Below are 24926 nucleotides of genomic sequence, written 5' to 3'. Positions count from 1 at the left end.
AGAGGGCTACAGCCTTTCAATTAGCGCGTTGAGCCGGGTTATCTCTTGTCGCCATTGCGCCTGCAAATGAGGCTTCTGGTGTTTTGTTTTGCGGGCGATATCGTCCGCCAGCAGCGTTTCCAGCGCGATCAGCTGCTCGAGCACGTCGTCCTGGCTCTGAACGGGAGATCCCGTCCGCACGGGGGGCGCGGGCTGCGTACCCGCAGGCTCGCGCAAGCGCTCCCATGCGGCATCGGCATCGTGCCACTCTTCTAACACCCCGTTTTCAATCAGCCAGAAGCGATTACAGCTCTGCTGCATCAGATGCCGGTCGTGGCTCACCAGCAGCACGCCACCGGCGAAGGATTGCAGTGTCTCAGCCAGCGCCTCTTTGCCTTCCATGTCGAGGTGGTTGGTCGGTTCGTCGAGCATCAGCAGGCTGTAACGCGCCAGAGTCAGGCCGATGAACAGTAGTCGCGAACGTTCCCCTCCGCTGAGAGAATCGACGCGTTGACCGTGCCGATTCCACGCAAATCCGGCGCTGATGAGTGCCATTTTCCGTGCTTCCGGTGCGGGGGCGAACGGTTCCAGGGCGTCAAATAGCGTGGCCTCATCGGCTAACTGATGCAGCGTTTGGTCGTAATACCCCAATTCCACGCGCGGATGGATTTTCAGTCCGTCGGCTAACCTGTTTTGCCGATATTGCTGCCAGATTAGCCGTAACAACGAGGATTTTCCGCAGCCGTTGCGGCCAATCACCGCCACCCGGTCGCCGCTTTTCAGTCTTGCGATGGGGAGGTTGAATAGCGGTGCCACGCCTTCAGCCGGTGACACGGACAGATTTTCCAGCTCCAGCAAACGGTCAGCCCGAAGCATGTCGCCTTGCAGCTGCAAACGCCACTGACTCCCGGCGGTGACGTCGCTCTGGCTCTCTTTCAGCCGTTCAACCTGCTTCTCCATCTGTTTGGCTTTTCGCGACAAATCTTCGTTGTCGTACACATGCCCCCAGATGGCAAGCCGTTTAGCACTGGCGGTGATCCGGTCGATTTCCTTCTGTTCGGCTTTGAAACGCTGCGCATCGCTTTCGTCCTGGGCCGACAGCGCCTGACGGGCGGCGCTACAGGGGAGGGAAAAGCTATGCAACTTACGGTCGCGCAGGATCCAACTGGTATTGGTCACGTTGTCGAGTAACTGCTGATCGTGCGAGACCACGATAAAACTCCCGTTCCAGCCGTTAAGGAAACGCTCCAGCCACAGCAGCGTCGGCAGGTCCAGATGGTTACCGGGTTCATCCAGCAACAGCAGATCCGGGGAGGTGATTAACGCCCGGGCCAGCAGCAGGCGGGTATGTTGCCCCCCGCTCAGCGTGGCAGCGGTTAAGGTGATATCCACGGGGCTAAAACCCATTTCACCCAGCAAAGCTTCGGCTCGCCAGCGCTGAACGTCGCGCTCCGTGGTGGGAAGGTTATTGAGCACTGCCTCCAGCATCGTCAGCGGGCCGAGCGATTCCGGTAAGTGCTGTTCTACGCGGGAGAGCAGACAGTGACCGGCGACAGAAATCGTGCCAGAGGTGGGGGCCAGGGTGCCATCCAGCAGTTTTAACAGGGTGCTTTTGCCACAGCCGTTATAGCCGATAAGCCCGACGCGAGAGCCCTTTTGAAGGGTGAAAGAGAGGTCAGAAAACAGCTGGCCGAAGGCCGTTTCGCTGCACAGCGAGTGCGCGCTTAATAATGTGGTCATAGAACTTACTCAAGTGTTACTGGCGTAAAAACGCCTCGTCAGATAACGCCGACGATAACCCGGTAAGCCCGAGGAAGGGATTCAGTCTTTGGTGTCTTCGCTCAAGCCGATGTTATCGCAGCACGGTACGGATAACGCTTGAGCAGGTGCGATCGCCAAAAGTACGTGAAAAAGTAAACTTTTCACAATACAGCATGGGATCCTCCTTTTTTATATTCAAGAGATTGATGGGTGGAATGAGAGTGCCCGACGGGGCTTAGTTTTACAAGCCTACTATTTTCGGTAGGTCTGTAAAACTAAGCCCCATCAGGCAAAACGTTAGATAGAGGTCCGACGGTAGCTGCGGTATTCCGGCTGCCAGAAGTTATCTTCAATCGCCTGTTGCAGGGCTTCAGCAGAAGTCTTCACCGCGACGCCTTGCTGCTGCGCCATTTTACCCACGGCAAAGGCAATAGCCCGCGATACGGTATGAATATCCTTCAATTCCGGTAACACCAGGCCTTCACCATTGTTCACCAGCGGCGAGTGCTTGGCCAACGTTTCACTGGCCGACATCAGCATCTCATCGGTAATGCGTGACGCGCCGGATGCGATCACTCCCAGACCAATGCCCGGGAAGATGTAGGAGTTGTTGCACTGCGCAATCGGGTAGGTTTTCTCTTTCCACGTCACTGGCGCGAACGGGCTACCGGTGGCGACCAGCGCGCAGCCTTCGGTCCAGGTAATGATGTCCTGAGGGGTCGCTTCAACGCGGGAGGTCGGGTTCGACAGCGGCATAACGATAGGGCGAGGGCAGTGCTTGTGCATTTCACGAATAATTTCTTCAGTGAAAAGCCCGGTCTGGCCCGAGACGCCGATCAGAATATCCGGCTTCACGTTGCGCACCACGTCCAGCAACGACAGGACATCTTCGCGGGTATCCCAGTTGCTGAGGCTGTCTCGCTTCTGCACCAGTTTGTTCTGGAACGGCAGCAGGTTCGGCATCTGATCGGTGAGCAGGCCAAAACGGTCAACCATAAACACGCGCGCCCGCGCCTGGTCTTCGCTCAGGCCTTCACGCTGGATTTGCGCCACGATTTGTTCAGCTATCCCGCAGCCTGCGGAACCTGCGCCGAGGAACACAATTTTCTGTTCGCTGAGCTGGCTGCCCGCTGCATGGCTGGCGGCAATCAGCGTCCCCACAGTCACTGCGGCGGTGCCCTGAATATCATCGTTAAACGAGCAAATCTCATCCCGATAGCGGTTCAACAGCGGCATTGCGTTTTTCTGCGCGAAGTCTTCAAACTGCAACAGCACGTTTGGCCAGCGCTGTTTCACCGCCTGAATAAAATCATCCACAAACTGATAATACTCGTCGTCGGTGATACGGGGATGACGCCAGCCCATGTACAGCGGATCGTTGAGCAACTGCTGATTGTTGGTGCCCACGTCGAGTACCACCGGCAGGGTATACGCCGGGCTGATGCCGCCACAGGCGGTATACAGCGACAGTTTACCGATGGGGATCCCCATCCCGCCGATGCCCTGATCGCCAAGGCCGAGAATACGCTCGCCGTCGGTCACCACAATCACTTTGATATTGTGGTTGGGCACGTTTTGCAGAATATCGTCCATGTTGTGCCGGTTTTCGTAGGAGATAAACACCCCGCGCGAGCGACGGTAGATCTCAGAGAAACGCTCACAGGCGGCACCCACGGTTGGGGTATAGATAACGGGCATCATCTCGTCGAGGTGATTTTCGACCAGACGATAAAAGAGGGTCTCGTTGGTATCCTGGATATTGCGCAGGTAAATGTGCTTATCGATTTCAGTCTTGAAGCCCTGATACTGGATCCAGGCACGCTCGGCCTGTTCTTCGATGGTTTCCACCACCGCAGGCAGGAGGCCTAACAGATTGAAATTGCGACGTTCCTCGAGGCTAAAAGCGCTGCCTTTGTTGAGCAGAGGAAACTCCAGTAACACGGGGCCTGCATAGGGGATATAAAGAGAACGGTTGTTTTTATGGTTGATTAACATCTCACTGATCCTTTGTCATCACTGCCTGCCCGGACGTGCATAGCGGGTAGGGCGGGCGGGTACTTCGGCGCGGCAAAGTATAAAGCAAGTGTTAATAAAAAGGGAAAAAGCGTCAGTTCAATAACTAAAAAAACACCATCGCAGGTGCGCGATGGTGTCGGTCTTTATCGGAAAACGGCTCAATAGCCTGGAATTACTCGGTGCGGCGTTTACGGCCTGTTGCGTGGGAATGGTTTACCTGAGTTTCCGAATCGCCTTCGATAAGGACTTTTTTCTGGTTGGACAGCTTGTAGTTCAAGCCAAGGATATGACGTGCCTGACGGTTCGATTTCATGATGACTCCTTAATCCTGTGAATGGTTTCAAGGTCAATCCCGGATGACCGGGCGAAATTTACCCCTTAGCGCAGACAAGACTTCTGCCTGCGTGATTGATACTTGACCATTGCGCGCAAAATAGCAACACCAGCAGGCGCTTTCCGGAACTCTCTGACAATCAGCCCTGATGTTTAACCCTTTGTGCGACCGCCATCACAACGACATTTGAGTAGGCTAAGCTTGTTGATTCGCGATGAGGTTTCCCGTTTAGTCTTTGTGAGGTCTGCCCATGAAAGTGTTAGGTTATGCAGCACAAAATCCGACCGCGCCGCTGGCCCCGTATTCCTTTGAGCGTCGTGAGCCGCGATCGGACGACGTGACCCTCGAAGTTCTGTACTGCGGCGTGTGTCATTCTGACCTGCATCAGGCGCGCAACGATTGGGGATTTAGCACCTATCCGCTGGTTCCGGGTCATGAAATCGTCGGTCGTGTTACCGCCGTTGGTGACAGTGTCACAAAATTCAAGCCGGGCGATCTTGCGGCTATCGGTTGCATGGTCGATTCCTGCCGGGTCTGTTCGCCCTGTAAAGATGGATTAGAGCAATATTGCGAAGAAGGGAATGTGCAGACCTACAACGGCCATGACCGCCACGATCATCAGCCGACCTACGGCGGCTATTCGCAATTCATTCTGGCGAGTCAGGATTTCGTGTTGCGCGTGCCGGATGGCCTGGATCTGAAAGGCGCGGCACCGCTGCTGTGCGCCGGGATAACGACCTGGTCGCCGCTGCGTCATTGGAATATTGATGAAAACAGCAAAGTGGCGGTGATTGGCCTCGGCGGTCTCGGGCATATGGGGCTGAAGCTGGCGCACGCGCTGGGCGCAGAGGTCACCCTGTTTACCCGCTCGGCGGGGAAAGAAGCCGATGCCCGTCGTCTGGGAGCCAATAATGTCGTGCTGTCTTCAGACGCAAAACAGATGGAATCGGTGAAAAATCAGTTTGATCTGATTATCGATACCGTTCCCTATGAGCATGATATTAATCCGTATCTCCCCACGCTGGCGTTGGACGGCACGCTGGTCTTCGTCGGTCTGCTCGGCGATGTGCCGCAATTTAACACCGTTCCAATGCTCATTAATCGGCGCTCGATAGCCGGTTCGGCGATTGGCGGGATTGCACAAACGCAGGAGATGCTCGATTTCTGCGCGGAAAAAGGCATTGCCGCGGATGTCGAAGTTATCAACATTCAGGATATCAATCATGCGTACGAGCGGATGCAGAAAAGTGATGTGAAATACCGCTTCGTGATTGATATGGCGTCGCTACAGGCTGCGGCCCCGACGCTGTGAAGTCGATGTTCTATACTTAACGGTCCAATGGAAAAAGGAGTAAACGATGACAATCCACAAGAAAGGTCAGGCACACTGGGAAGGCGATCTGAAACGCGGTAAAGGCACCGTTTCCACCGAAAGCGGAGCGCTTGAGAAGCAACCGTACGGCTTTAACACCCGTTTCGAGGGCGCGAAAGGCACCAATCCGGAAGAGCTGATCGCTGCGGCGCACGCTTCCTGCTTCTCAATGGCGCTGTCGTTGATGCTGAGCGAAGCCGGATATACCGCCACCTCAATTGACACCGAAGCCACCGTGTCGCTGGATAAAGTCGACGCCGGTTTTGCGATTACTAAAGTGGCGCTGCAAAGCAAAATTGCGGTGCCAGATATTGACCCAGGCACCTTTGATGAAATTATCCAGAAAGCCAAAGCGGGTTGCCCGGTGTCTCAGGTTCTGAAAGCCGAGATAACCCTCGACTATAAACTGAATTGATTCTTTGAATGCCCGGCAGCGCAAGCTTGCCAATTCTCCAGGCCTGATAAGCGCTAGCGCTATCGGGCTTTTTTATGCCTGTGCATCATGCTGCTGATGGCGGTGCAGGCGACTCAGACTCAGCAAAATAGCCAGCCCGGATGCAGCGACGGCCAGCCATAAACTCATTCTTACCGCCTGTTCCTCCAGCGCGACGTTGGTTGATGTCGCCATTACCGCCAATAATACGCCCACTAACGCTGCACCCAGGCATTGTCCGAAGGTACGCATAATCGCCAGCACGCCTGAGGCATAGCCGCTGTATTCCCGCGCCACGTTTGATAGCATCTCCCGATTATTCGGGCTTTGAAAACAGCCAAACCCCATGCCGCACACCAGACTGCGCAGGCCGATATCCCAGGCTGCCGCGTGCGCGGGTAACGTTGCCAACAATGCCAGCCCAACCACAAACACCAGCAGTCCAACCGTAGAAATGACCGCTGGGGCGTATTTATCGGCCAGCCTCCCGGCGTGTGGCGCGACCAGAACAATGCCGACCGGCCACGGGGTAAACAGCAGCGCTGAGGTAAAGGCACTGTAGCCATACACACTCTGGAACAGGAACGGCAGGGCGACGAAGGTGATTCCCTGGCTAATAAACGACGCCAATGACGTCAGCGCGGCGAGGGAAAAACGCCCGGAGCGGAAAATCATCGGCGGCAGTAGCGGCTGTTCAGCCTGCCGAATATGCCAGACGAAGCCCACCCCGCCGATCAGCGCCAGCACACTCCAACCCGTTATCGTGGCATTGAGCGTGTGGTTCACCGCGTGAGGTTCGGCAAAACCGTTGGCGGCCATGATGAGCGCACCAAGCATTGTGGCGGAAAGGACCGCTCCAGTGACATCGAAGCGTCGTGTATTCAGCATCGGTTTGTGCGGAATGGCGTTGATAGCCAGCCCCAGCGCCACCAGACCCGGCAGGACGTTAATAGCAAACAGCCACTGCCAGCTCAACGTGCCAAGCAGCGTGCCGCCTAATACCGGAGCAAGCGCGGTACTGGCCGCAATCAACAGCGCATTGAGGCCAAGAATGCGGCCCAGCAGGCGACCCGGAAATACTGAGCGTAATATCGCCGGGGCGATGCTCAGCGTTGCAGCCCCGCCGACGCCCTGCAATACCCGCATCACGATCAGCATCTCAGCGGAAGAGGACACCGCGCAGCCGAGCGAGGTCAATGTGAACAGACTCAGGCCGAAAATAAACACCGGGCGAAAGCCGAAGCGGGTCGCCAGCGCGGCGAAAATGGCCAGCGTCATGGCGGCGGAGAGCAGATACCCGTTAGCAAACCAGACCGCCACCGGGGCGCTAACCTGTAGGGATCGCGCCATTTGAGGCAGGGCGATATTGACCATCGACCCGTCGAATACGGCCATCAGGGTGGTGGTCATGACGGCGGCCATCACCAGGGCGCGCTCACGGCCAGGTAATCCTTCGTCGCCGGGTTTATCAGAAAAGAGTTCCATTATTTTTGTCTCGTCAGGGGATATGTTGATGAGGCAACTTTATGCGCAATCCAAAATAGGCAGAAGACGCAGCATTGCTACTGTATAGTTGCATCAAACGCCTTATCTACGCTTTCAGGGAAACATGTTGATGACCGATCCCGATTTTAATTTGCTGACTGCCCTTGATGCGCTGCTGACCGAAGCCAGCGTGGTCGGGGCGGCCCGCCGCCTGAGTTTGAGTACCTCAGCAATGAGCCGCACTTTAGGTCGCTTACGCGAAGTGACCGGCGATCCACTGCTGGTACGCGCTGGACGAATCATGGTGCTAACGCCGTATGCTCAGGCGAATCGCGACCGGGCACGCAACGCGGTGCTGGAGGCAAGGGCGGTCCTGCAACCCGCATCCGTTGAACTGAATCTTGCGCAGCTTGAGAGGGAATTCACGCTGCGCACCAACGACGGGTTTGTTGACGCGTTCGGCCCAGCGCTGATCGCCGCCGTGGCGAAGGTCGCGCCGAGGGTGTGTCTGCGCTTTATGCCGAAGCCGGAGAAAAACACCCGTTATCTGCGTGAAGGCCTGGTGGATATAGAGATTGGTGTACAGAGCAATATGGGGCCGGAAATTCGGCTGCAGACCCTGTTTCGCGATCGCTATGTTGGCGTAGTGCGCAAAGAGCATCCACTGGCCGCGGCAGAATCCGTTGATGTGAATGCTTATATTCGCTGGGGGCATGTGGTGGCTTCCCGGCGCGGTCAACCGCACGGCCCGGTTGATGAAGCTCTGGCCGCGTTAGGGCTGACGCGGAACATTGTCAGTATCGTGCCGGGCTTTCCCTCGGCGCTGGCGGTAGCGCAGGCGTCCGATCTTATCGCGCTCGTTCCGGCTTCATTCCTTCAGCAGTCACAGATTCACCTGCACGTGTTTGAACTGCCGTTTAAAACCCGGCCTATCACCATCTCGCAAATGTGGCACCCGCGCATGGAAGTCGACTCGGCCCATCGCTGGCTACGACAAACGGTATTGGCGGTCTGCCAGCAGCGGTATCCTTGGGAGTTATCAGTCTGACTCGCAAAGTGTCTGGCGTTGTGCCAGGCTCTTTTCATCGCGAAGCGCACGGCTTCGTTTCATGATGATTAGGACGATCCTGTCGCGAAGTTTTTGGTTTTATGTCGGGATGCGGCTACATTAATCGGTTGATAAATTTAAGCATTCTATTGTTGCCCTATGAAAGCCAACAGCATGTTCAGGAATAATAATGACATTTAACCGCACCGCCGCGGCTGCGCTTAGCGCGCTATGGCTTTTCAGTTCGTATGCCTGTGCCGAAGTGGATCTCGGCTCGATGGATATTCTGGCGCGAGATAATCCGAACAGCCCGGTACCAAAGGGGTTTGTCGTCGGTGCCGCCACGCTGGGCGGCCAGGCACGCTATAAAGACCAGGATAACAGCACGTACTTCATTCCAGGCGGGCTCTATTTCGGCGATAACCTGATGTATCTCGGCGATCGGGCACGCTACTACTTCCATTTCGATGATAACGTGGCGTTGTATGGATACGGTCGCTATCGCTTTGGCAACCTTGACCCGGATGACGCCGATTCTCTGCACGGGATGCATAAGCGTAAAGGTGAACTTGAAGCCGGGGTCGGCGGGACAATCATCACCCCGTACGCGCTGTTTTCCGCCCGTTTCGCCTCGGATGTCACCGGGCGCAGCAACGGCCAGGAACTGTTGCTTTGGGCAGATTTCCCGATCGTTCGTGATAATTTGCTGGTCATGCCGGGCATGGGCGTAATGATCCGCAGCAAAAAAATGGCGAACTACTATTTTGGCGGTGTTTCATCAGAAGAAGCCACCCCGCAGCGCGAAGCGTGGGACACCGGAACCACGGTGTCGCCGATGGCGGCAGTGGTCACCAGCTACCGTTTCAGCCCGCACTGGATGGGGCTGTTTGCCGCCAACTACGAACTGTACGACAACGATATTGCCGACAGCCCGATAGTGCAGCACAAAGGGGAGTTTTATGTCATCGCCGGGGTGGGCTATACCTGGTAGGGCATACACACGAGGAGTTTGTTTCAGGCTGCGGGAGGTGTGAACACCGATGACTGTAATATTCCCGGAACGTCGTTTCCTGCCGCAGACGATTTGTCTTTGCGCCGCGTTTTACGTCGCATGTAGCGATGCCGCGGCGGACGGGAGCCGTATTAAGCAGCGTGCGGATGCGGTTCTCTCCTTAATGAGCTATTCGGTATTCCCCGACGTCACCGCCAGCGACCTGAATATTAATAACGGCAGCGGCGAGAGTAACGACCTGTCGATGACTCAGTTCGGCGGCGGGGCGACGCTCAGCGACAGCGTTCCGATCTATCTCGAAGGCGCGATGGGCTACAGCCGTTACGATCCGCATTTTGTCTTTTCTAATGGCACCGAAACCCGAAGTATTCCCACCAAATGGAACAGTCTGACCGCCACCGGCGGCATCGGCTGGGATTTTAAACTGCATACCGACCGTTGGGGCGGAAATCTGGTGCTGCGTCCGATAGCCAATTTTATGCTCGGGACGATGGCCAGCGATGTACGGATTGGCAGCTTTGTGGTTGAGAAACGCCGCGATGCCGATTTCAAATTCCTGGATGGCGGCAGGCTCAATGCCTACGGTCTGGGGGGGTCGTTGATGCTGGACTATGAACTGATTTCCGCGCCGCAGGATATTGACGTTGAGCTGCGCTATTCAGCGATGAATCTCCAGACGTTTGGCAGCACCTCTGAGGGGGTAAAGGGCGAGGCAAATGCTGAAAACCTCGGGCTTTACCTGCGTCGTCGTGCGCCCTTGTTTGACTGGACGCTGCTGCAAAGCCCGATGCGCTACGTACTGGAAGGTGCGCATACCGAATATCTCGGCGAACAGCGCGGCCAACTGGGCTTCAACAGCCTGAGCTCCGTCGGGCTGGGTCTGGAACTCGACAGCAGTAAATATCCGGTGTTTATCACCCGCACCCGGCTGGTGGCGCGCTACATGTTTGGCGAAAACACCAGCGGCTATGGCATCGGTCTGGCGATGAGTTTCTAACCGTTGGCGCAGCGTATACCATGAACTGACGCAATGATTACTGAATTTTCACACCAGTGATTTTTTCCAGGTAGCGGAGCAATGCCTCCTGGAAGGCAATATTTCTGGTTTCTTTGTGCGGCTCACGTTGCTTCTGATAATGCCAGTAACCCCCGGAAGATAATGCACAGGCGTCCGTCGCCGTAGCGAGCCATTGCTGCGTTTCAATGCCCTTGGTGAAATCATCTGGGGCATTTACACCCCCCATTTTGGTGGCAACCCATCCGGGATCAACCGCATTAATGACCACATCTTCCCAAATGCGTGCCAGGGCAAAAGACAGCGTGGTGAGCAGAAGTTTGCTGTCTGAATAGTCCACGGTGGAAATGTACTTTTCCCAGCGCTCATTGGTGTCAGGTATCCGACCGTCAAAATGCATACTGCTGCTTAAAAAAATCATCCTGGATGGCCGGGCGATTAACACGCTGAGTAACCAGGGGGCCACCACATTGACCTGAAAAAGCGCTTTTCCAGAGATAATACCCGCATTGTGGATGATGACATCAACCGGACCTGTTCGATTGATGTGCTCGGCTATGGCTTTGGTTTGTGACAGGTCAGCAAGATCCCCGGTTACTATCTCTGCGCCCTGAGATAGCAAGGCGTCAACCGCTTCAATCCTTCCGTGATGGCGAGCATGTAACACCATATCGTGACCTTGCTGCATCAACGCCTGAGCAACCGCTTTGCCAAGACCGTCGGTTGAACCTGTAACAAAAATGCGTGACATCATCATCTCCTTGCGGCGGGTATGATGACCCGCATAATGCTAATCAACTGCCCCAGCGGTTTCGCAGGTAGTTCACCGCCTGCTGGGTCTGGGGCTGGTTCAGGTTATTTTCACGGAACAGAATAGTGCCCTGAATTTCCGGGAGTGCGTCGTTTAAATCGAGCTGTTTTTTCAGTTCCGGGACACCGCCCTGAACGGTCCAGTCAGGTTCGTTACGCGACGGCTCTCCCACTTTATACAGCGCCACGCCGATATACAGCCGCGTATGTGTGGGTTTCACCACGTTTGCCCACCATTTTGCCAGCACATCATAACGGGCGGCATCCCGGGCGAACGGCCAGTAAACCTGTGGCGCAATGTAATCGAGTAACCCTTTTTGCACCCACAGACGGGTATCAGCATAAGATTCGTCATAGGCAGCGGCACCCCGGGTGTCAGAGCCTGACGGATCGTGCGAGCGGTTGCGCCACACACCTGCCGGACTGACGCCAAACTGCACGTTTGGATTCAGCTGTTTAATGGTGCGCGAGACTTGAGTAATCAACTGCTCGGTATTATGGCGTCGCCAGTCAGCTTTCGACGCAAACCCCTGGCCGTAGGTGCGGAACGTCTGGCTGTCATTAAGGGTGGAGCCGGGCGTTTCGGTATAGAAATAGTCGTCGAACTGCACGCCGTCGACCGGATACCGTGCGACCACTTCCGCTACGATACTGGTGATCCAGTCCCGCGCTTCCGGCAGGCCCGGATCGAGCACGTAGCGGTCGCTGGACACCCGGATCCAGTCGCGATGCGCGACATACACGCTGGACGGATGCAGGGACTGAGTACGATTCAGTTCGGCCACCGTACCCGGTTTGATATTGGTGGTGACGCGATACGGGTTAAACCAGGCGTGGACTTTCATCCCACGTTTATGCGCTTCATCGAGCATAAATTGCAGCGGGTCGTAGCCCGGGTCTTCGCCCACTTTTCCGGTGAGCATATCGGACCACGGCAAAATTTTTGACGGCCAAAGGGCAGTGCCATCCGGTTTAACCTGGAAGAAGACGGTATTCACCCCCAGGCGTTGCAGGTTATCCAGCTTATCGGTCAGCGCTTTCTTTTGCTGGCTGGCGCGGGTAGCAGGATCGCTGACGTTGACCGAAGAGACCGGCGGCCAGTCGAGGCGCGACACGGTAGTAAGCCACACGCCGCGTACCGGGCGGTTATCATCCGGTTTATTCGGCAGGGGGTGTTTCGCTACCGGCGGCAGCGGAGTCACGAGCGACTTAGGCGGTTTTGAGCCACAGCTGCCAAGCAGCAGCGCACTGGCAATCAGGGCGCTGGTCCAGGTCACTCGGGTGATAAAAGGGTGGATTCGTGAGCTGATAATCATATCCCTGTCTTATTCAGGCCTTCACATTAGCGAAGCTCATTCTCGTATGATTCGCCAGGGCGAGCAACCTGGAAAGCGGGTCGCCGCATCAAAAGGCATTCAGCGTTTAAGGTTGTTCCGATGGCGCTACGGCCTGTGGATAATTTGGGTTGTTATTCAACCAGTTCAGTGCCATAGCCCGCTGCTCGTCGGTGACCACCCCGTCGGGTTCGCCGTCAATACCGTAGCGCTGGCTTTCTCTGACCAGCGCCAGTTGATAGGGAATAGTACGGGTATAACGCTTCAGGGCTTTACCAATCTCAACCCCTGGGAAATCAATCTCGCGCCTTGCGGCATCGGCAATCAAATCCTTCATGATGCCCACTTTAAGCGGTCTGGGTGGGTCCGGCGCAAAGAGCAACGGCCAGCTCTCACGCAGCATAACGGCGCGTTGGTTTTTATCCACTGTGGTGTCTCATCAGTAGGGGGCTTTTTGATGAGTATAAAACAAACCTGTGACAGGTGCAGTGGACGGGCAGGGGCAAATAGTGAGGGGGGGCAGGCTATTAATTACGGCGGATAGACTGCAGTAGCGTATCCAGTAAACCCGGAAAACGTGCGTCTAAATCATCGCGACGCAGTGAAATCATATTCTCCCGGCCCTGCGGACGTTGCCAGATAACGCCGCTGTCACGCAGTACCCGCCAGTGATGCGTCATGGTCGATTTCGCCACATCCTGACGCAGCGCGCCACAGCTCATTTCGCGGCCATCGGCCAGCATTTTCACAATCTCCAGACGCAGCGCATTCCCTAATGCAAAAAGGACATTTTCCAGGCGAATCTGTTCACGTTCGGGGTGATTGGCGATCATACTGTTCCTGTGTCTGCGGGGGGGGGCGGGTTGGTGCGCGGTAATATACCGAAAGACCTTCATCAAAGTCACGTATTGCTGTAGGCCCGCGCAAGCACAGCGCCGCCGGGCGACTCACCGATTACACCAATAGATAATATAGTTCGAATATACTCGTACAATTGTACTATTATCGATGCCGTAACCTAATGGTGGCTCATTCCGGCCACAAACAAACAGTCAACTGACTAAGGACGCATCATGCCCCGACCCATCCCCCTCGAACGTTATCGCAACATCGGTATCTCCGCGCATATCGATGCCGGTAAAACGACCACCACCGAGCGCATCCTGTTTTATACCGGGATGAGCCATAAACTGGGTGAAGTACACGATGGTGCGGCAACCACCGACTGGATGGCGCAGGAGCAGGAGCGCGGCATAACGATTACCTCAGCCGCCGTCAGCACCTTCTGGTCCGGTATGGACCGCAATGTTGAGCCGCACCGGATCAACATCATCGATACCCCGGGGCACGTCGATTTCACCATCGAAGTGGAACGCTCCATGCGTGTGCTGGACGGTGCCGTGATGGTGTATGACTCGGTCGGCGGCGTGCAGCCGCAGTCGGAAACCGTATGGCGTCAGGCCAATAAGTATCATGTGCCGCGCATCGCGTTCGTCAACAAAATGGACCGTCCCGGCGCTGACTTTTTCCGCGTGGTGCAGATGATGAAAGACCGTCTGAAGGCCAATCCAGTGCCGATTGTGATCCCGATTGGCGCGGAAGAGCATTTCACTGGCGTGGTCGATCTGGTCAAAATGCGGGCGATCCGCTGGGATGACGCAACCCAGGGTATGACCTTCAGCTACGAGCCTGTACCTGCGGCGTTACGGGAAACGGCCCAGCTCTGGCGCGAGAAAATGGTCTCTGCCGCCGCTGAGGCCAGCGACGCGCTGATGGATAAGTACCTGGAAACGGGCGCGCTGGATGAAAGCGAAATTATCGCCGGTTTACGCCAACGGACCATCGCCGGAGAAATCCAGCCGATACTGGCGGGAAGTGCATTTAAGAACAAAGGCGTACAGCGCATGCTGGATGCGGTGATTGAGCTGATGCCATCGCCACTGGACGTTCCGGCGATTGACGGCGTTGATGAAAAAGGCCAACCGGCGGAGCGTCACCCAAGCGATGACGAACCCTTCTCGGCGCTGGCGTTCAAGCTGATGACCGATCCGTACGTCGGCCAGTTAACCTTTATTCGCGTCTATTCAGGCGTGTTGAAAAAGGGCGACGCGGTGTACAACCCGGTTAAAGGCAAGAAAGAGCGCATCGGGCGCATCGTACTGATGCACGCCAACGATCGGCATGAGGTCGATGAACTGCGCACCGGAGATATCGCCGCCTGCGTGGGGCTGAAAGATGTGACCACCGGCGACACGCTGACCGATCCGGACCACGTCATTACCCTGGAACGGATGGAGTTTCCGGAGCCGGTGATATCGCTGGCGATCGAGCCGAAAACCAAAGCCGATCAGGAGAAAATGGGCATCGCGCTGCAACGGCTGGCGTCGGAAGATCCATCGTTTCGTTTGCATACCGATGACGAATCCGGGCAGACCATTATTTCCGGTATGGGCGAACTGCATCTGGAAATCATCGTCGACCGCATGAAACGTGAGTTCGGTGTGGAAGCCAATATCGGTCGGCCACAGGTGACGTATCGCGAAACCATTCGCAAAGCCGTGAAGGAAGTTGAAGGTAAGTTTGTGCGTCAGTCCGGGGGGAAAGGGCAATACGGCCACGTGGTGCTCAGCCTGGAACCGCAGGCATCCGGGAGCGGCTTTAGCTTCGAAGATGCGACTAAAGGCGGCGTGGTACCGCGGGAGTACATTCCTTCAGTAGAAAAAGGCCTGCGCGAAGCGATGAACAGCGGGGTACTGGCCGGGTATCCGGTGGTCGATTTGAAGGCGACACTGACCTTTGGGTCGTACCATGACGTCGATTCATCAGAACTGGCGTTCCGTATGGCGGCTATCTTTGGCTTCAAAGAGGGCGTGCGCCAGGCCGATCCGGTGATTCTGGAACCGGTGATGCATGTGGAAGTGGAAACGCCGGAAGAGTACGCCGGGAACATCATGGGTGATTTGTCTTCCCGACGCGGAATGGTGCAGGGCATGGAAGAACGATTTGGCAGCCAGATCATTCGTGCCGACGTGCCGCTGGCCGAAATGTTCGGCTATTCCACCACGCTGCGCTCGATGTCACAGGGGCGGGCCACGTACAGCATGGAGTTTCATCACTATGCTGAAGCCCCACGCAATGTGGCGGATGAAATTATCGCCAAACGCGCCAAAGCCTAAACGGGCATAAACCAGCGGCGGCTCTCACACTTGAGGGTCGCCGCTTTTTTACGAATGTTGCAGAAGGCTTTTACAGCCAGTATGGTGTGCGCAATTTCACAGATATCGCAGGAAAAATCATGACCGCTCAGCCCTCAAAAGATCCGCTCCACGGCGTTACCCTCGAAGCCTTGTTGACTGCGCTGGTGGACAAATACGGCTGGGCGGAACTGGCGAAGCACGTCAAGATTAACTGTTTTAAAAGCGACCCAAGTATTAAGTCGAGCCTCAAGTTCCTGCGCCGTACCCCTTGGGCACGCAAAGAGGTTGAAGATTTGTACATTGATTCACTGGAAGACTTAGACCAAGCCGACACTGCCGACAATCCGTGGGCCAACTGGCAGGGTAAAAAGAGCGAGGATTAAGTCCCGCTCTTTCGGCCTGACCGTTTTACCTTTGCGTAATCTCAACCCGATGGTTTTGCCCGTCATCGACTAACGGAATTCTGTCATCCGGCAGCGCCACACCGTCAAGCATCACCTTATAGTCTTCGCTGCCGCGCATGACGCTTATCTGGTACTGGCTACTGCCGTTTTGCCAATTAAGGTTGATTGCAGGCCAGACCTCGGGCAGTTGAGCGTGTACCGAAAAAGTGACGCCGTAACGTTTTATCCCCAAGAGTTCCTCAGTCAGCAGGCGATAGGCCCAGCCTGCCGATCCGGTATACCAGCTCCAGCCTGCATGCCCGGTATGCGGCTCAACGCTATATACATCGGCACTCATCACGTAAGGTTCGGCTTTATAGCGCTGAATATCCTCCTCGTTTAGGCCGTGGTTAATTGGATTGATCCGCGCCCAAAGCTGCCAGGCGCGTTCGGTATTGCCCATCCGGGCAAAGGCCATCACTGCCCAGATTGCGCCGTGGGTATACTGCCCGCCGTTTTCTCGCACGCCCGGCAGATAACCCTGAATGTAGCCCGGATTCGGCCCATGTCCGTCGAACGGCGGGGTGAGTAGCTTAATCAGCCCGGCCTCGTCATCCACCAGATAGTTATCCAGCGACTGCATCGCCTGATGACTGCGTTCCGGGCTAGCCGCCGCGGAAAGCACCGACCAACTCTGGGCAATCGCATCAATGCGACACTCCTGCGAGGCGTGTGACCCCAGCGCGCTGCCATCGTCAAAATAGCCGCGACGATACCATTCGCCGTCCCAGGCAGACGCTTCAAGATTTTTGCCTAAACGCATCGCCTCGGTCCGACACGGTTCGGCGACGATGGGGTCATGACGCTGTTCGGCCAACCCGGCGAAGCGGTGTAAAACGTCATACAAGAAGAAGCCGAGCCATACGCTTTCGCCTTTGCCGTCGATCCCGACCCGGTTCATACCGTCATTCCAGTCACCCGCCCCCATCAGCGGCAGGCCATGCTGACCGAAGCGTAGACCATGCTCAATAGCCTTGACGCAGTGTTGCCACAGCGTTTCTTCGAGACCGCTGATCACCGGTTGGTCATACACAGATTCTTCGCCTGGTTGCAGGGGCCGCCCCTCAAGATAGGTAATGCGCTGATCGAGCACTCCGGAATCGCCTGTCGTTTCCACATAGTGGCAGACCGCCAGCGGCAACCAGAGATAGTCATCCGAGCAGCGGGTGCGCACCCCATTGCCATGCGGGGGATGCCACCAGTGCTGCACATCGCCTTCGATAAACTGCCGTGAGGCACAAAGCACGATTTGTTCGCGCAGGCGTTCCGGTGCCGCGTGGCTAAGTGCGAGGGTGTCCTGCAACTGATCGCGGAAACCAAATGCGCCGCCGGACTGGTAGTAGCCACTGCGCGCCATCAGACGGCAGGCGATGGTCTGGTACAGCAGCCAACCGTTAACCAGCAAATTGACGCTGGTATCCGGGGTAGTGACGACCAGCTTATCGAGCAGGTTGTGCCAGTATTGATGCACATGGCTCAGCGCTTCCCGGGCCGCATCTTCATTCAAATAACGGTTGAGCAACGTCTGGGCCTGCGCCTGATCGTCCCCGACGCCGAGGACAAAAACGAAGGTCTTCTGGTCGCCGTCTATCAGCGTTGCCGCAGACTGCACCGCGCCACAGGGATCAAGCCCGGCCCCGGTTTTGTTCGACAGCCAGCGCAAGTTCATCGCCGCTGGTTTTGCTGGCGTTCCGTTGCGGCCAATAAACTCACGGCGATCGCCAGTCATCGAACAGTGAACGCCGCTCACGGCTAAAAAGGCCGTCCGACCGCCGCCATCCGCGCCATAAAAGTTATTTGCCATCACGCCACAGCCACCGTTCACACTGGCGTCATGGGTGATAACATGCAGGGCAGAATGGGCGCGTGATGCCCCGAGCGTCCACTCCACAAACCCGGTCACCGACAGCTTACGCGGTCGCCCGGAGTTGTTGCTTAGCGTCAGAATCGCCAGTTTAACGGGATCCTGTTCGGCCACCAGGATGGTCAACTCGCTGTCGATCCCGTTCTCACGGTGGGCAAATACGCTGTAGCCAAAACCGTGACGGGTGAGGTAATCCCCTTCGCCACGCACCGGGAGAGTGGTCGGCGACCAGTACGCGCCGCTCTCTTCGTCGCGCAGATAAAACGCTTCGCCGCTGCGATCGCTCACCGGATCGTTTTCCCACGGCGTAAGCCGATATTCATGGGCGTTCTCATACCAGCTATAGGCCTGACCGGCCTCGGACAGCACGCTGCCGAAACGGGGGTTGGCCAGCACGTTTGACCACGGGGCGGGCGTGGGTTCATTCTCCCGCAGCACAATCTGGTATTCGCGGCCATCCTGAGAAAAGCCTCCGTGACCGTTGAAATGCAGCAGTTGGCCGGTATCCGGCGACCACGGAATATGCAGATTGTTACCCAGGCTCATGTTGGGCACGAATGGTCTCGGGAGCGCTTTCAGGGTATGAATACGCTGATCGAGCTGCTCGTTCAGGCCACCTGAGCGGTCATCGAGGTACAGGTGCGCCACGCTCATTAACAGCAGCTTGTCTTCGGCGGAAAGATGCTCGCCGTTACGCACAAATATACCCCCGGATTTATCTAACTGGCTGGCTTCCGACCCGGCGTAAATCAAATCCATGATCGTGTTTTGTAACCCTTGCTGATAGCCACCGGGCCTGTTGTTAAGGATAACCAAATCTACTGCTAACCCTTTCAGTCGCCAGTAGCGGTGCGCCTGAATCAGAGTGGTCACCGAAAGAATGCTTTCCTCGCTGGTGATAGTCAGCAGCACGATAGGCAAGTCGCCGGAAATCGCCCAGCCCCACAGACCAGATTGCCCCCGACGATTGCGGCTGATATCGCGGCTGTCGGCACGTAACTCCTGGCAGGGGTACAAAATGGCGCTGGCGAGGCGGTTAAACAGTGCGGCGTCATCTTCATTGGCGTTGATTTGGCGTAATACCACCAGGCTGTGCGACCAGGCCAGTTCAAAGACCCGATCGGCAATCGGGTGGTCACGGTATTTTTCCAGCAGGCCAAGGCTTTGCTGACGGTTTTCACACACGCCATACACAATATCCAGCGTCACCGGCAGGCCGGGTTGTAGGGTAAGGGTCTGGCGAATGGCCAGCATCGGATCCAGCACCGAACCGGCGGTATTGCTGAGCGAGCCGCTCTGATGAGCCGCCAGCGCATCCGCCGGGCCTTTGCCACGTCCGAGGAAGGTTGCCCGGTCGGTTTCAAACGACACGTCATTTTGCTTATCGCCATGCACCACCATCATGTGTAACAGCCACGGCGTTTTTTCATCCGGCGAGCGGGGGCGACGGTGACAGAGAATGGCATTCTGGGCGGGGATCAGTTCAGTCTGGATAAACAAATTACTGAAAGCCGGATGCGCTTCGTCGCTGGCGGCAGGGGCCAGCACCACTTCGGCGTAGGTGGTCAAATCGAGGGTGCGCGGCTGGCGGCCCCGGTGCAGCAGGGTAACGCGGCGCAGTTCGATGTCATCTTCGGGGGATACCACAATCTTGGTTTTGACGCTCAGCGTACCAAATGAGCGTCGGTATTCCGCGCCCGAATCGGTAAAGATCACTTCATCATTGCTGTCTGCCTCGCCAATGGGCTGCCAGGTATTGCTCCACAGCTCGCCGGTTTGGGCATCGCGGATATAACAGAATGCGCCCCAGTTATCGCGGGTGGTATCGCTGTGCCAGCGGGTGAGGGCCAGGTCGTTCCAGCGGCTGTAACTCCCGCCAGTATGGGTCATCATCAGGTGGTAATGGCTGTTGGACAGGAGCTGAACTTCCGGCACCGGGCTGTCTGCATCGGTGAACACGCGGGGCTCATAGCGCACCGGTTTTACCCGACCTTCATGCGATTCGAAATGACGACGTGGGCTGTAGAGATCGACCGCGTCCGGCACCCGTTCCTGCAACAGCAGGCTTGCCGACTGGAAGGCGGTGCTGGCCATAAACCGATCGGTCATCGGGGCATTGAGCAACACGTGGGCCAGCGCCTGAAACGCCATACCCTGATGATGCGCCATCCACGATTGCACCACGGCATACAGTTGCCCGGTGGCCAGTCGCGACGGGGTATAGTCCAGCGCTTCGTAAAAACCAAATTCACCGCGCGCGCCGATTTTTTCCAGTCGGGCCAGGTTTTCACAGGCCTTTTGTGGCGAGACCATCAGCGCCAGCAGCGTGGCGTAAGGCGCGACGACCATATCATCTGCCAGCCCGCGACGCAGCCCGAGACCGGGCACGCCAAAGGCCTGATACTGGTAATTTTGCTGTACGTCAAACGCGTGGTAGCCGGACTCCGACACACCCCACGGTACGCCGCGCTCTTTACCCCAGTCAATCTGGCGCATCACCGAAGACTGACTCATTTCGTCCAGCAGGCTGCCGGGCCAGGTTGGCATCACCAGGTTCGGCATCAGATATTCAAACATCGATCCGCTCCAGGACATCAGCGCGGTTTCGTTATCAATCGTCGTGAACAGTCTCCCCAGCGCGTACCAGCTTTTCAGTGGCAGCTGATTAGTGGCAATGGCGAGGAAACTGGTCAGACGAATTTCGGACGGCAGCAGGTCGTAATGACTCTTATCCGGCATGTTGCTGTCGCAGTTGTAGCCGATGCTCAACAGGCTGGTGACCTCGCTGTACAGAAAGGTGAAATCCATCTGCGCATGATCGTTCAGCCGCTGTTCCAGCTCAGTTAGGATATCCAGCCGCATCTGGGCCAGCGCGATAGCCGAGGCCGATGGCGTTCCTTCACCGGTATGGTTGGCCTGCGCAATCTCACTCAAGGTGGGTAACGTCTGCGCGTTATACGCTGTGGTTATCCAGCTCAGCAGGTGCGTCCATTCATGGCAGATCAGCACCAGCTGATGCTGGAGATGCTCAATCCAGCGCATCACTAGCCGATCTTCATGATGACACAGCGCATACAGATGATTGCTTTGGGTACGCATCCATTTTAATTCGGTAAAGAGCTGCGCAGGTGGCAAATGCGTCGCTTTTTGGCAATGCTGGCGCATCAGTCGCAGCCCGGTCGGGGCATGTTGGCCCCAGTGTTTTTCCAGAATGCTTAGCGTATCGTCCAGCCCGGCTAACAGCTGTACGCCGTTCAGCACCGGCTGATTACGCATCGCCGTCAGCCCTTCACGCAGGGTCAATAAATGCCCCGCCATATTGCCGCTGTCGACGCTGGAAACATAGCGTGGGCTCAGCGGAGCAAGGGTTCGGGTGTCGTACCAGTTATACAAATGCCCCCGGTAATGCTCCATTTTATCGAGCGTATCGAGGGTCTGGGTGATGCGTTGTAACGCGTCACCCATCGGCAGATAGCCAAAATCCCAGGCGGTCAGATTGGCCATCAGCGACAGGCCAATGTTGGTCGGCGAGGTGCGGTGCGCCACGGTCGGCTGAGGGATTTCCTGATAATTGTCCGGCGGCAACCAGTTTTCTTTTGCGTTGGCAAAGGTTTCAAAGAAGGCCCAGATTTCACGACTGGTCTGGCGCAATAGCTGTTTTTGCTCTTTATTCGGCGAAAACGTTTTCCGCACCGGTTGACGGCTCAGCCAGCTCAACAGCAGCGGGGCCAGACACCAGAGAATGCCAATCGGTAAGGCGACGGTCGAGAACCAGGGCGCTACGTGTGCGGTAGACACCGTTATCGCCACCCCGCAGACCACGTTCAGCCACATCGCGCGGTAAAAGCGGATGGGAGAGACTTTGGCTTGCTCATTATTCGGGCTAAAGCTGACCCACTGGCTGAGGTGGCGCTGGCTGAATCCGAGTCGCCACAGCGTCACGGCGATGGCGTACAGTGAATATCCGGCCTCATGGGGCAGGGTGATGAAATTGAGTCCGACGCGGGTAAGTCGTTTCAGTGCGCCAGCCATAACCAGCAGCAGATGCTGCATTAAAGGGCGGCGTGCAGGTTTGCGCAACAAATCGTAAGTGACCGCCAGTCCGGTCGGCAGCAGCCACACGACCGCCAGCACGCCCAACCAGTACAGTGGATTCGGCACCCACAGCAGGGTACAAAACAGCAGCACCAGCAGCGAAGGCGGCACCAGGCTACGACGCAGGTTATCCAGTAGTTTCCAGTAAGAAAGGGCCGATAATGGATTTTTATCGCGGCTGCCATCGGCTTTACGCACCCGGGGTTTCAGCCAGTTCAGTAGTTGCCAGTCGCCACGGATCCAACGGGTGCGTCGCGCCACATCTGACAGGTAATTATTCGGGTACTGTTCGTAAAGTAACACTTCGCTCAACAGTCCGGAGCGGGCGTAGCAGCCTTCAAGTAAATCATGGCTGAGGACCAGATTTTCAGGGCAGGTATTGGCGGTGGCCTGCACAAACACATCCACATCGTAGATGCCTTTCCCGACGAACGAACCTTCGCCGAACAAATCCTGATAGATATCGGACGACATCATCGAGTAGGGATTATTCCCCGGCACGCTGCTACGCAGGGCGGCATAGCGGCCTTGCCCGTTGCGCGGCATTTCTTCTGCCAGCCCCGGCTGCAATATGCCGTAGCCTTTCACCACCCGCTGTCGAGCGGGATCGTATTCGGGGCGGTTAAGCGGATGCGCCATCGTGGCGACCAGCTTGTGCGCCGTCTCGCGCGGCAGAACGGTATCGCTGTCGAGCGTAATCACATATTTGATCTGCTCCGGCAGTTGATCCGCAGGTAACCCTTCCACGCTGGAAAACTGCGCCGCGGGCTGGCGTAACCAGCTGTTCAGCAGCGCCAGTTTACCGCGCTTACGTTCGTACCCCATCCATACACCCTCTGGCGGGTTCCATTCCGGGGCGCGATGCAGCAGATAAAAGCGTGGCCGGCTCGCCGGGTAGCGTCGGTTAAGCGCTTGGGTTTGCGAAACGACCTGATCGAGCAGGGCGCTGCTACCTGCGCTATTTTGGCTGGTGGAATCGGTCAGGTCGGTCAACAGCGCGAATCGCAGATGTTCATGCTGATTGCCGAGCCAGCAGACTTCAAGGCTGGTCAGTAGCTTGCTGATGCCTTCGCTGCTGGTGAGCAGGCAGGGGATCACCACCAGCGTGGCGAACTCCGCTGGGATCCCGGCTGAAAAGTCCATCCGCGGCAGAGGGCGCGGTCGGCGAAAGCGGGTCGTCATTTCACTCAGCAGGTCACTTACCATTTGGCCCACCGTCATAATCAGCGGCAGCGCCAGCACAATAAGCAGCGCGTTCATCCCGGACAGGGCGGTTTGGTGCAGGATCGCGGCGGTTATTGCGGTGGTTAGCAGGCTCAGGCTGCCGAGCCAGGAAAGCAGGGGGATTTGGTTAAAGCTGTGGCGCAGGCGTATGAAGCGCGAAGTGTCTGCCGTCAGCGCGATTTCCAGCTGTTGACGACCATCCCCCATCAGCCAATAGCCAATATGCCGGGCGGGCGTATTCACCGCGCTTTGTCCGGCGAGGCTCAGCACATGTTGAGCCACAGCCGGTTCACTGAAACGACTGCCTCTGGCGAGGATTTCTATTACATGGCGGTAATGGTCGCGGGTATCAAAATGCATCAGCGGATAAGTTCCCGCCGGATCGAGGCGCAACGTCTGCTCGACCATGCTCATCGCCTCCGCAAAATCGGCCCAGTTGGTTTCACTGAGCAGGCGTAAACCGGCGATGCTGTTACTTACCGACAGCTGACTGGCGGCCAGCTGTTGATTAAAGCGATGGATCAGGGCCTCCGTGGTGACACCCTGTTCCGCCAGACGCTGTTCAATCCAGGTGAGGGGCAGCGCCAGCATATTGCTGCGGCCCTGTAAACGACGCACCATTTCCGCGACAAAGGCACTGCTGAGCGGCGGCTGCGATCGCGCCATATCGGCAATCACCATAATGACATCCGCTGGCGCATTCTCCGCACATTCGAAAATGCGCGTCACCCAGCTGTCGGCCAGATTACGTTCCTGCTGGGCTTTTACCACATCAATGCTGACCCGGCGAAGGTTCTCAATGAGCGCCAGCCGCATCATGCCGGGCAATGCCCAGACTTCGCCTAACGTCAGCGGGGTTTGCAGCTGATAGGCACTGATGTAGCTGGTCAGGCTGGCGGCGTCCCAGCGTCCGTCTCCATGGGCGATAGCTTCAGCTGCAATATCATAAATACGTGGGCAGTGGTGCGGTGCGGCAAGTGCGGGCAGGCCTTTACCGAAGTTTTTCGGCAGGTGCTGACGTACGATGCGGATCTGCTCTTCAATCAGGTAGTAATTATCCAGCAGCCATTCCCCGGCGGGCATAATGCTGGCCTTTTTCCCGGCGTTCAGCACGTAGCAGTTTTGTGTGATAACGGTTTCGTTGTCACTCAGGCGCTTAAGCAGGTAATAAGGCAGTTTATCGGGGGATAATTTATGCGAGCCGGCAAGCTTTTTGCCAAAACGTTCCATCTGAGCTGAGGAAAAGAGTTCAGCCCGTAGGCTTGTTTCTCCGGCAGGATCGTTGGCCGGGAACGGGACGAGATCGGGTGCAGTGACCAGGGGCAAGGAGCGGCTCAGCCACCCCTTAGGTTTCATTTTCATAGGCTTGCTCTGATGCGACGTGAACGCGCAGGAGCAGTTGCGAAATCAGTTCAGAAACGTTCTCTCAGGATGGGCGTAAGGCATCGGGGATTTAACAGCTGCCGGATTAACTATTAAGTATAGAACATGGGCGTGGTGGTGC

16 protein-coding genes are annotated in these 24926 nt (G+C 56.6%); 7 read left to right on the top strand and 9 right to left on the bottom strand.

The features are described 5' to 3' along the window. Nucleotides 1-6: 6 nt before the first annotated feature. The 3 genes from SIK69_RS18960 to sra all read right to left on the bottom strand — a co-directional run bounded on the left by SIK69_RS18960 (nt 7) and on the right by sra (nt 4069). Entirely contained in the window at nt 7-1719 is a 1713-nt protein-coding gene (locus tag SIK69_RS18960; RefSeq protein WP_319630303.1) for an ABC-F family ATP-binding cassette domain-containing protein, read from the bottom strand. A 318-nt stretch (nt 1720-2037) separates the two neighbouring features. After that, a complete protein-coding gene (locus tag SIK69_RS18955; protein ID WP_319786790.1) occupies nt 2038-3735 on the bottom strand; it encodes an NAD-dependent malic enzyme in 1698 nt (565 codons plus the stop codon). 193 nt (nt 3736-3928) lie between these two features. Further along, nucleotides 3929-4069 carry a stationary-phase-induced ribosome-associated protein gene (sra, locus tag SIK69_RS18950; protein ID WP_319630305.1) on the bottom strand — a complete coding sequence of 47 codons (141 nt, stop codon included), beginning with the start codon at nt 4067-4069 and terminating at the stop codon, nt 3929-3931. A 271-nt stretch (nt 4070-4340) separates the two neighbouring features. On the opposite strand from sra, the gene SIK69_RS18945 reads away from it, so the two are divergent. Then, nucleotides 4341-5402 (top strand): NAD(P)-dependent alcohol dehydrogenase, encoded by a 1062-nt coding sequence (locus SIK69_RS18945; RefSeq protein ID WP_319630306.1) that lies wholly within the window; start codon nt 4341-4343, stop codon nt 5400-5402. A gap of 46 nt (nt 5403-5448) precedes the next feature. After that, nucleotides 5449-5877 (top strand): OsmC family protein, encoded by a 429-nt coding sequence (locus SIK69_RS18940; RefSeq protein ID WP_319630307.1) that lies wholly within the window; start codon nt 5449-5451, stop codon nt 5875-5877. A gap of 72 nt (nt 5878-5949) precedes the next feature. Here SIK69_RS18940 and SIK69_RS18935 read toward each other — a convergent pair whose 3' ends face one another. Further along, a complete protein-coding gene (locus SIK69_RS18935) occupies nt 5950-7380 on the bottom strand; it encodes an MFS transporter (protein ID WP_319630308.1) in 1431 nt (476 codons plus the stop codon). Between the two features lie 130 nt (nt 7381-7510). Here SIK69_RS18935 and SIK69_RS18930 point away from each other — a divergent pair, with 130 nt between their 5' ends. The 3 genes from SIK69_RS18930 (at nt 7511) to SIK69_RS18920 (ending at nt 10437) form a co-directional block, all read left to right on the top strand. Further along, complete coding sequence (locus tag SIK69_RS18930) at nt 7511-8428, top strand: LysR family transcriptional regulator (protein WP_319630309.1); 918 nt, start codon at nt 7511-7513, stop codon at nt 8426-8428. Between the two features lie 190 nt (nt 8429-8618). Beyond that, nucleotides 8619-9419: a MipA/OmpV family protein gene (locus SIK69_RS18925; protein ID WP_319786789.1), complete on the top strand. Its 801-nt coding sequence runs from the start codon at nt 8619-8621 to the stop codon at nt 9417-9419. A gap of 49 nt (nt 9420-9468) precedes the next feature. Next, entirely contained in the window at nt 9469-10437 is a 969-nt protein-coding gene (locus SIK69_RS18920; RefSeq protein WP_319630311.1) for a hypothetical protein, read from the top strand. 37 nt (nt 10438-10474) lie between these two features. Here the strand turns inward: SIK69_RS18920 and SIK69_RS18915 are convergent, their stop codons facing one another. The 4 genes from SIK69_RS18915 to SIK69_RS18900 all read right to left on the bottom strand — a co-directional run bounded on the left by SIK69_RS18915 (nt 10475) and on the right by SIK69_RS18900 (nt 13432). Continuing rightward, nucleotides 10475-11212 (bottom strand): SDR family NAD(P)-dependent oxidoreductase, encoded by a 738-nt coding sequence (locus tag SIK69_RS18915; RefSeq protein WP_319786788.1) that lies wholly within the window; start codon nt 11210-11212, stop codon nt 10475-10477. A 37-nt stretch (nt 11213-11249) separates the two neighbouring features. Continuing rightward, complete coding sequence (locus tag SIK69_RS18910; RefSeq protein ID WP_319630313.1) at nt 11250-12581, bottom strand: glycoside hydrolase family 10-like protein; 1332 nt, start codon at nt 12579-12581, stop codon at nt 11250-11252. Nucleotides 12582-12687: 106 nt separating this feature from the next. After that, on the bottom strand, nt 12688-13026 hold the full coding sequence (locus tag SIK69_RS18905) for a ProQ/FINO family protein (protein WP_319630314.1): 339 nt from the start codon (nt 13024-13026) through the stop codon (nt 12688-12690). A 100-nt stretch (nt 13027-13126) separates the two neighbouring features. After that, on the bottom strand, nt 13127-13432 hold the full coding sequence (locus SIK69_RS18900; RefSeq protein ID WP_319630315.1) for an ArsR/SmtB family transcription factor: 306 nt from the start codon (nt 13430-13432) through the stop codon (nt 13127-13129). A 240-nt stretch (nt 13433-13672) separates the two neighbouring features. Here SIK69_RS18900 and fusA point away from each other — a divergent pair, with 240 nt between their 5' ends. Together fusA and SIK69_RS18890 are read left to right on the top strand one after the other, a co-directional pair. Beyond that, the gene (gene fusA, locus SIK69_RS18895) at nt 13673-15775 is read left to right on the top strand and encodes an elongation factor G (RefSeq protein ID WP_319630316.1); all 2103 of its coding nucleotides are present in this window, start codon (nt 13673-13675) and stop codon (nt 15773-15775) included. Nucleotides 15776-15894: 119 nt separating this feature from the next. Continuing rightward, nucleotides 15895-16179, top strand: coding sequence for a VF530 family protein (locus SIK69_RS18890; protein WP_319786787.1), 285 nt, complete (start codon nt 15895-15897; stop codon nt 16177-16179). Between the two features lie 25 nt (nt 16180-16204). On the opposite strand, the gene SIK69_RS18885 is transcribed toward SIK69_RS18890, so the two are convergent. Beyond that, a complete protein-coding gene (locus SIK69_RS18885; protein WP_319786786.1) occupies nt 16205-24784 on the bottom strand; it encodes a GH36-type glycosyl hydrolase domain-containing protein in 8580 nt (2859 codons plus the stop codon). Between the last annotated feature and the right edge of the window lie 142 nt (nt 24785-24926).

It is taken from the genome of Scandinavium lactucae, from assembly GCF_033843265.1.
Taxonomy (GTDB): domain Bacteria; phylum Pseudomonadota; class Gammaproteobacteria; order Enterobacterales; family Enterobacteriaceae; genus Scandinavium; species Scandinavium lactucae.
This window is presented reverse-complemented; position numbering and strand designations above follow the sequence as displayed.

What these genes read in the sequence shown, in the direction of transcription:
- SIK69_RS18910 (WP_319630313.1), bottom strand. Translation starts at nt 12,581, where the DNA reads ATGATTATCAGCTCACGAATCCACCCTTTTATCACCCGAGTGACCTGG.
- SIK69_RS18935 (WP_319630308.1), bottom strand. Translation starts at nt 7,380, where the DNA reads ATGGAACTCTTTTCTGATAAACCCGGCGACGAAGGATTACCTGGCCGT.
- SIK69_RS18955 (WP_319786790.1), bottom strand. Translation starts at nt 3,735, where the DNA reads ATGTTAATCAACCATAAAAACAACCGTTCTCTTTATATCCCCTATGCA.
- SIK69_RS18925 (WP_319786789.1), top strand. Translation starts at nt 8,619, where the DNA reads ATGACATTTAACCGCACCGCCGCGGCTGCGCTTAGCGCGCTATGGCTT.
- SIK69_RS18945 (WP_319630306.1), top strand. Translation starts at nt 4,341, where the DNA reads ATGAAAGTGTTAGGTTATGCAGCACAAAATCCGACCGCGCCGCTGGCC.
- SIK69_RS18900 (WP_319630315.1), bottom strand. Translation starts at nt 13,432, where the DNA reads ATGATCGCCAATCACCCCGAACGTGAACAGATTCGCCTGGAAAATGTC.
- SIK69_RS18890 (WP_319786787.1), top strand. Translation starts at nt 15,895, where the DNA reads ATGACCGCTCAGCCCTCAAAAGATCCGCTCCACGGCGTTACCCTCGAA.
- SIK69_RS18915 (WP_319786788.1), bottom strand. Translation starts at nt 11,212, where the DNA reads ATGATGATGTCACGCATTTTTGTTACAGGTTCAACCGACGGTCTTGGC.
- SIK69_RS18885 (WP_319786786.1), bottom strand. Translation starts at nt 24,784, where the DNA reads ATGAAAATGAAACCTAAGGGGTGGCTGAGCCGCTCCTTGCCCCTGGTC.
- fusA (WP_319630316.1), top strand. Translation starts at nt 13,673, where the DNA reads ATGCCCCGACCCATCCCCCTCGAACGTTATCGCAACATCGGTATCTCC.
- sra (WP_319630305.1), bottom strand. Translation starts at nt 4,069, where the DNA reads ATGAAATCGAACCGTCAGGCACGTCATATCCTTGGCTTGAACTACAAG.
- SIK69_RS18920 (WP_319630311.1), top strand. Translation starts at nt 9,469, where the DNA reads ATGACTGTAATATTCCCGGAACGTCGTTTCCTGCCGCAGACGATTTGT.
- SIK69_RS18930 (WP_319630309.1), top strand. Translation starts at nt 7,511, where the DNA reads ATGACCGATCCCGATTTTAATTTGCTGACTGCCCTTGATGCGCTGCTG.
- SIK69_RS18940 (WP_319630307.1), top strand. Translation starts at nt 5,449, where the DNA reads ATGACAATCCACAAGAAAGGTCAGGCACACTGGGAAGGCGATCTGAAA.
- SIK69_RS18960 (WP_319630303.1), bottom strand. Translation starts at nt 1,719, where the DNA reads ATGACCACATTATTAAGCGCGCACTCGCTGTGCAGCGAAACGGCCTTC.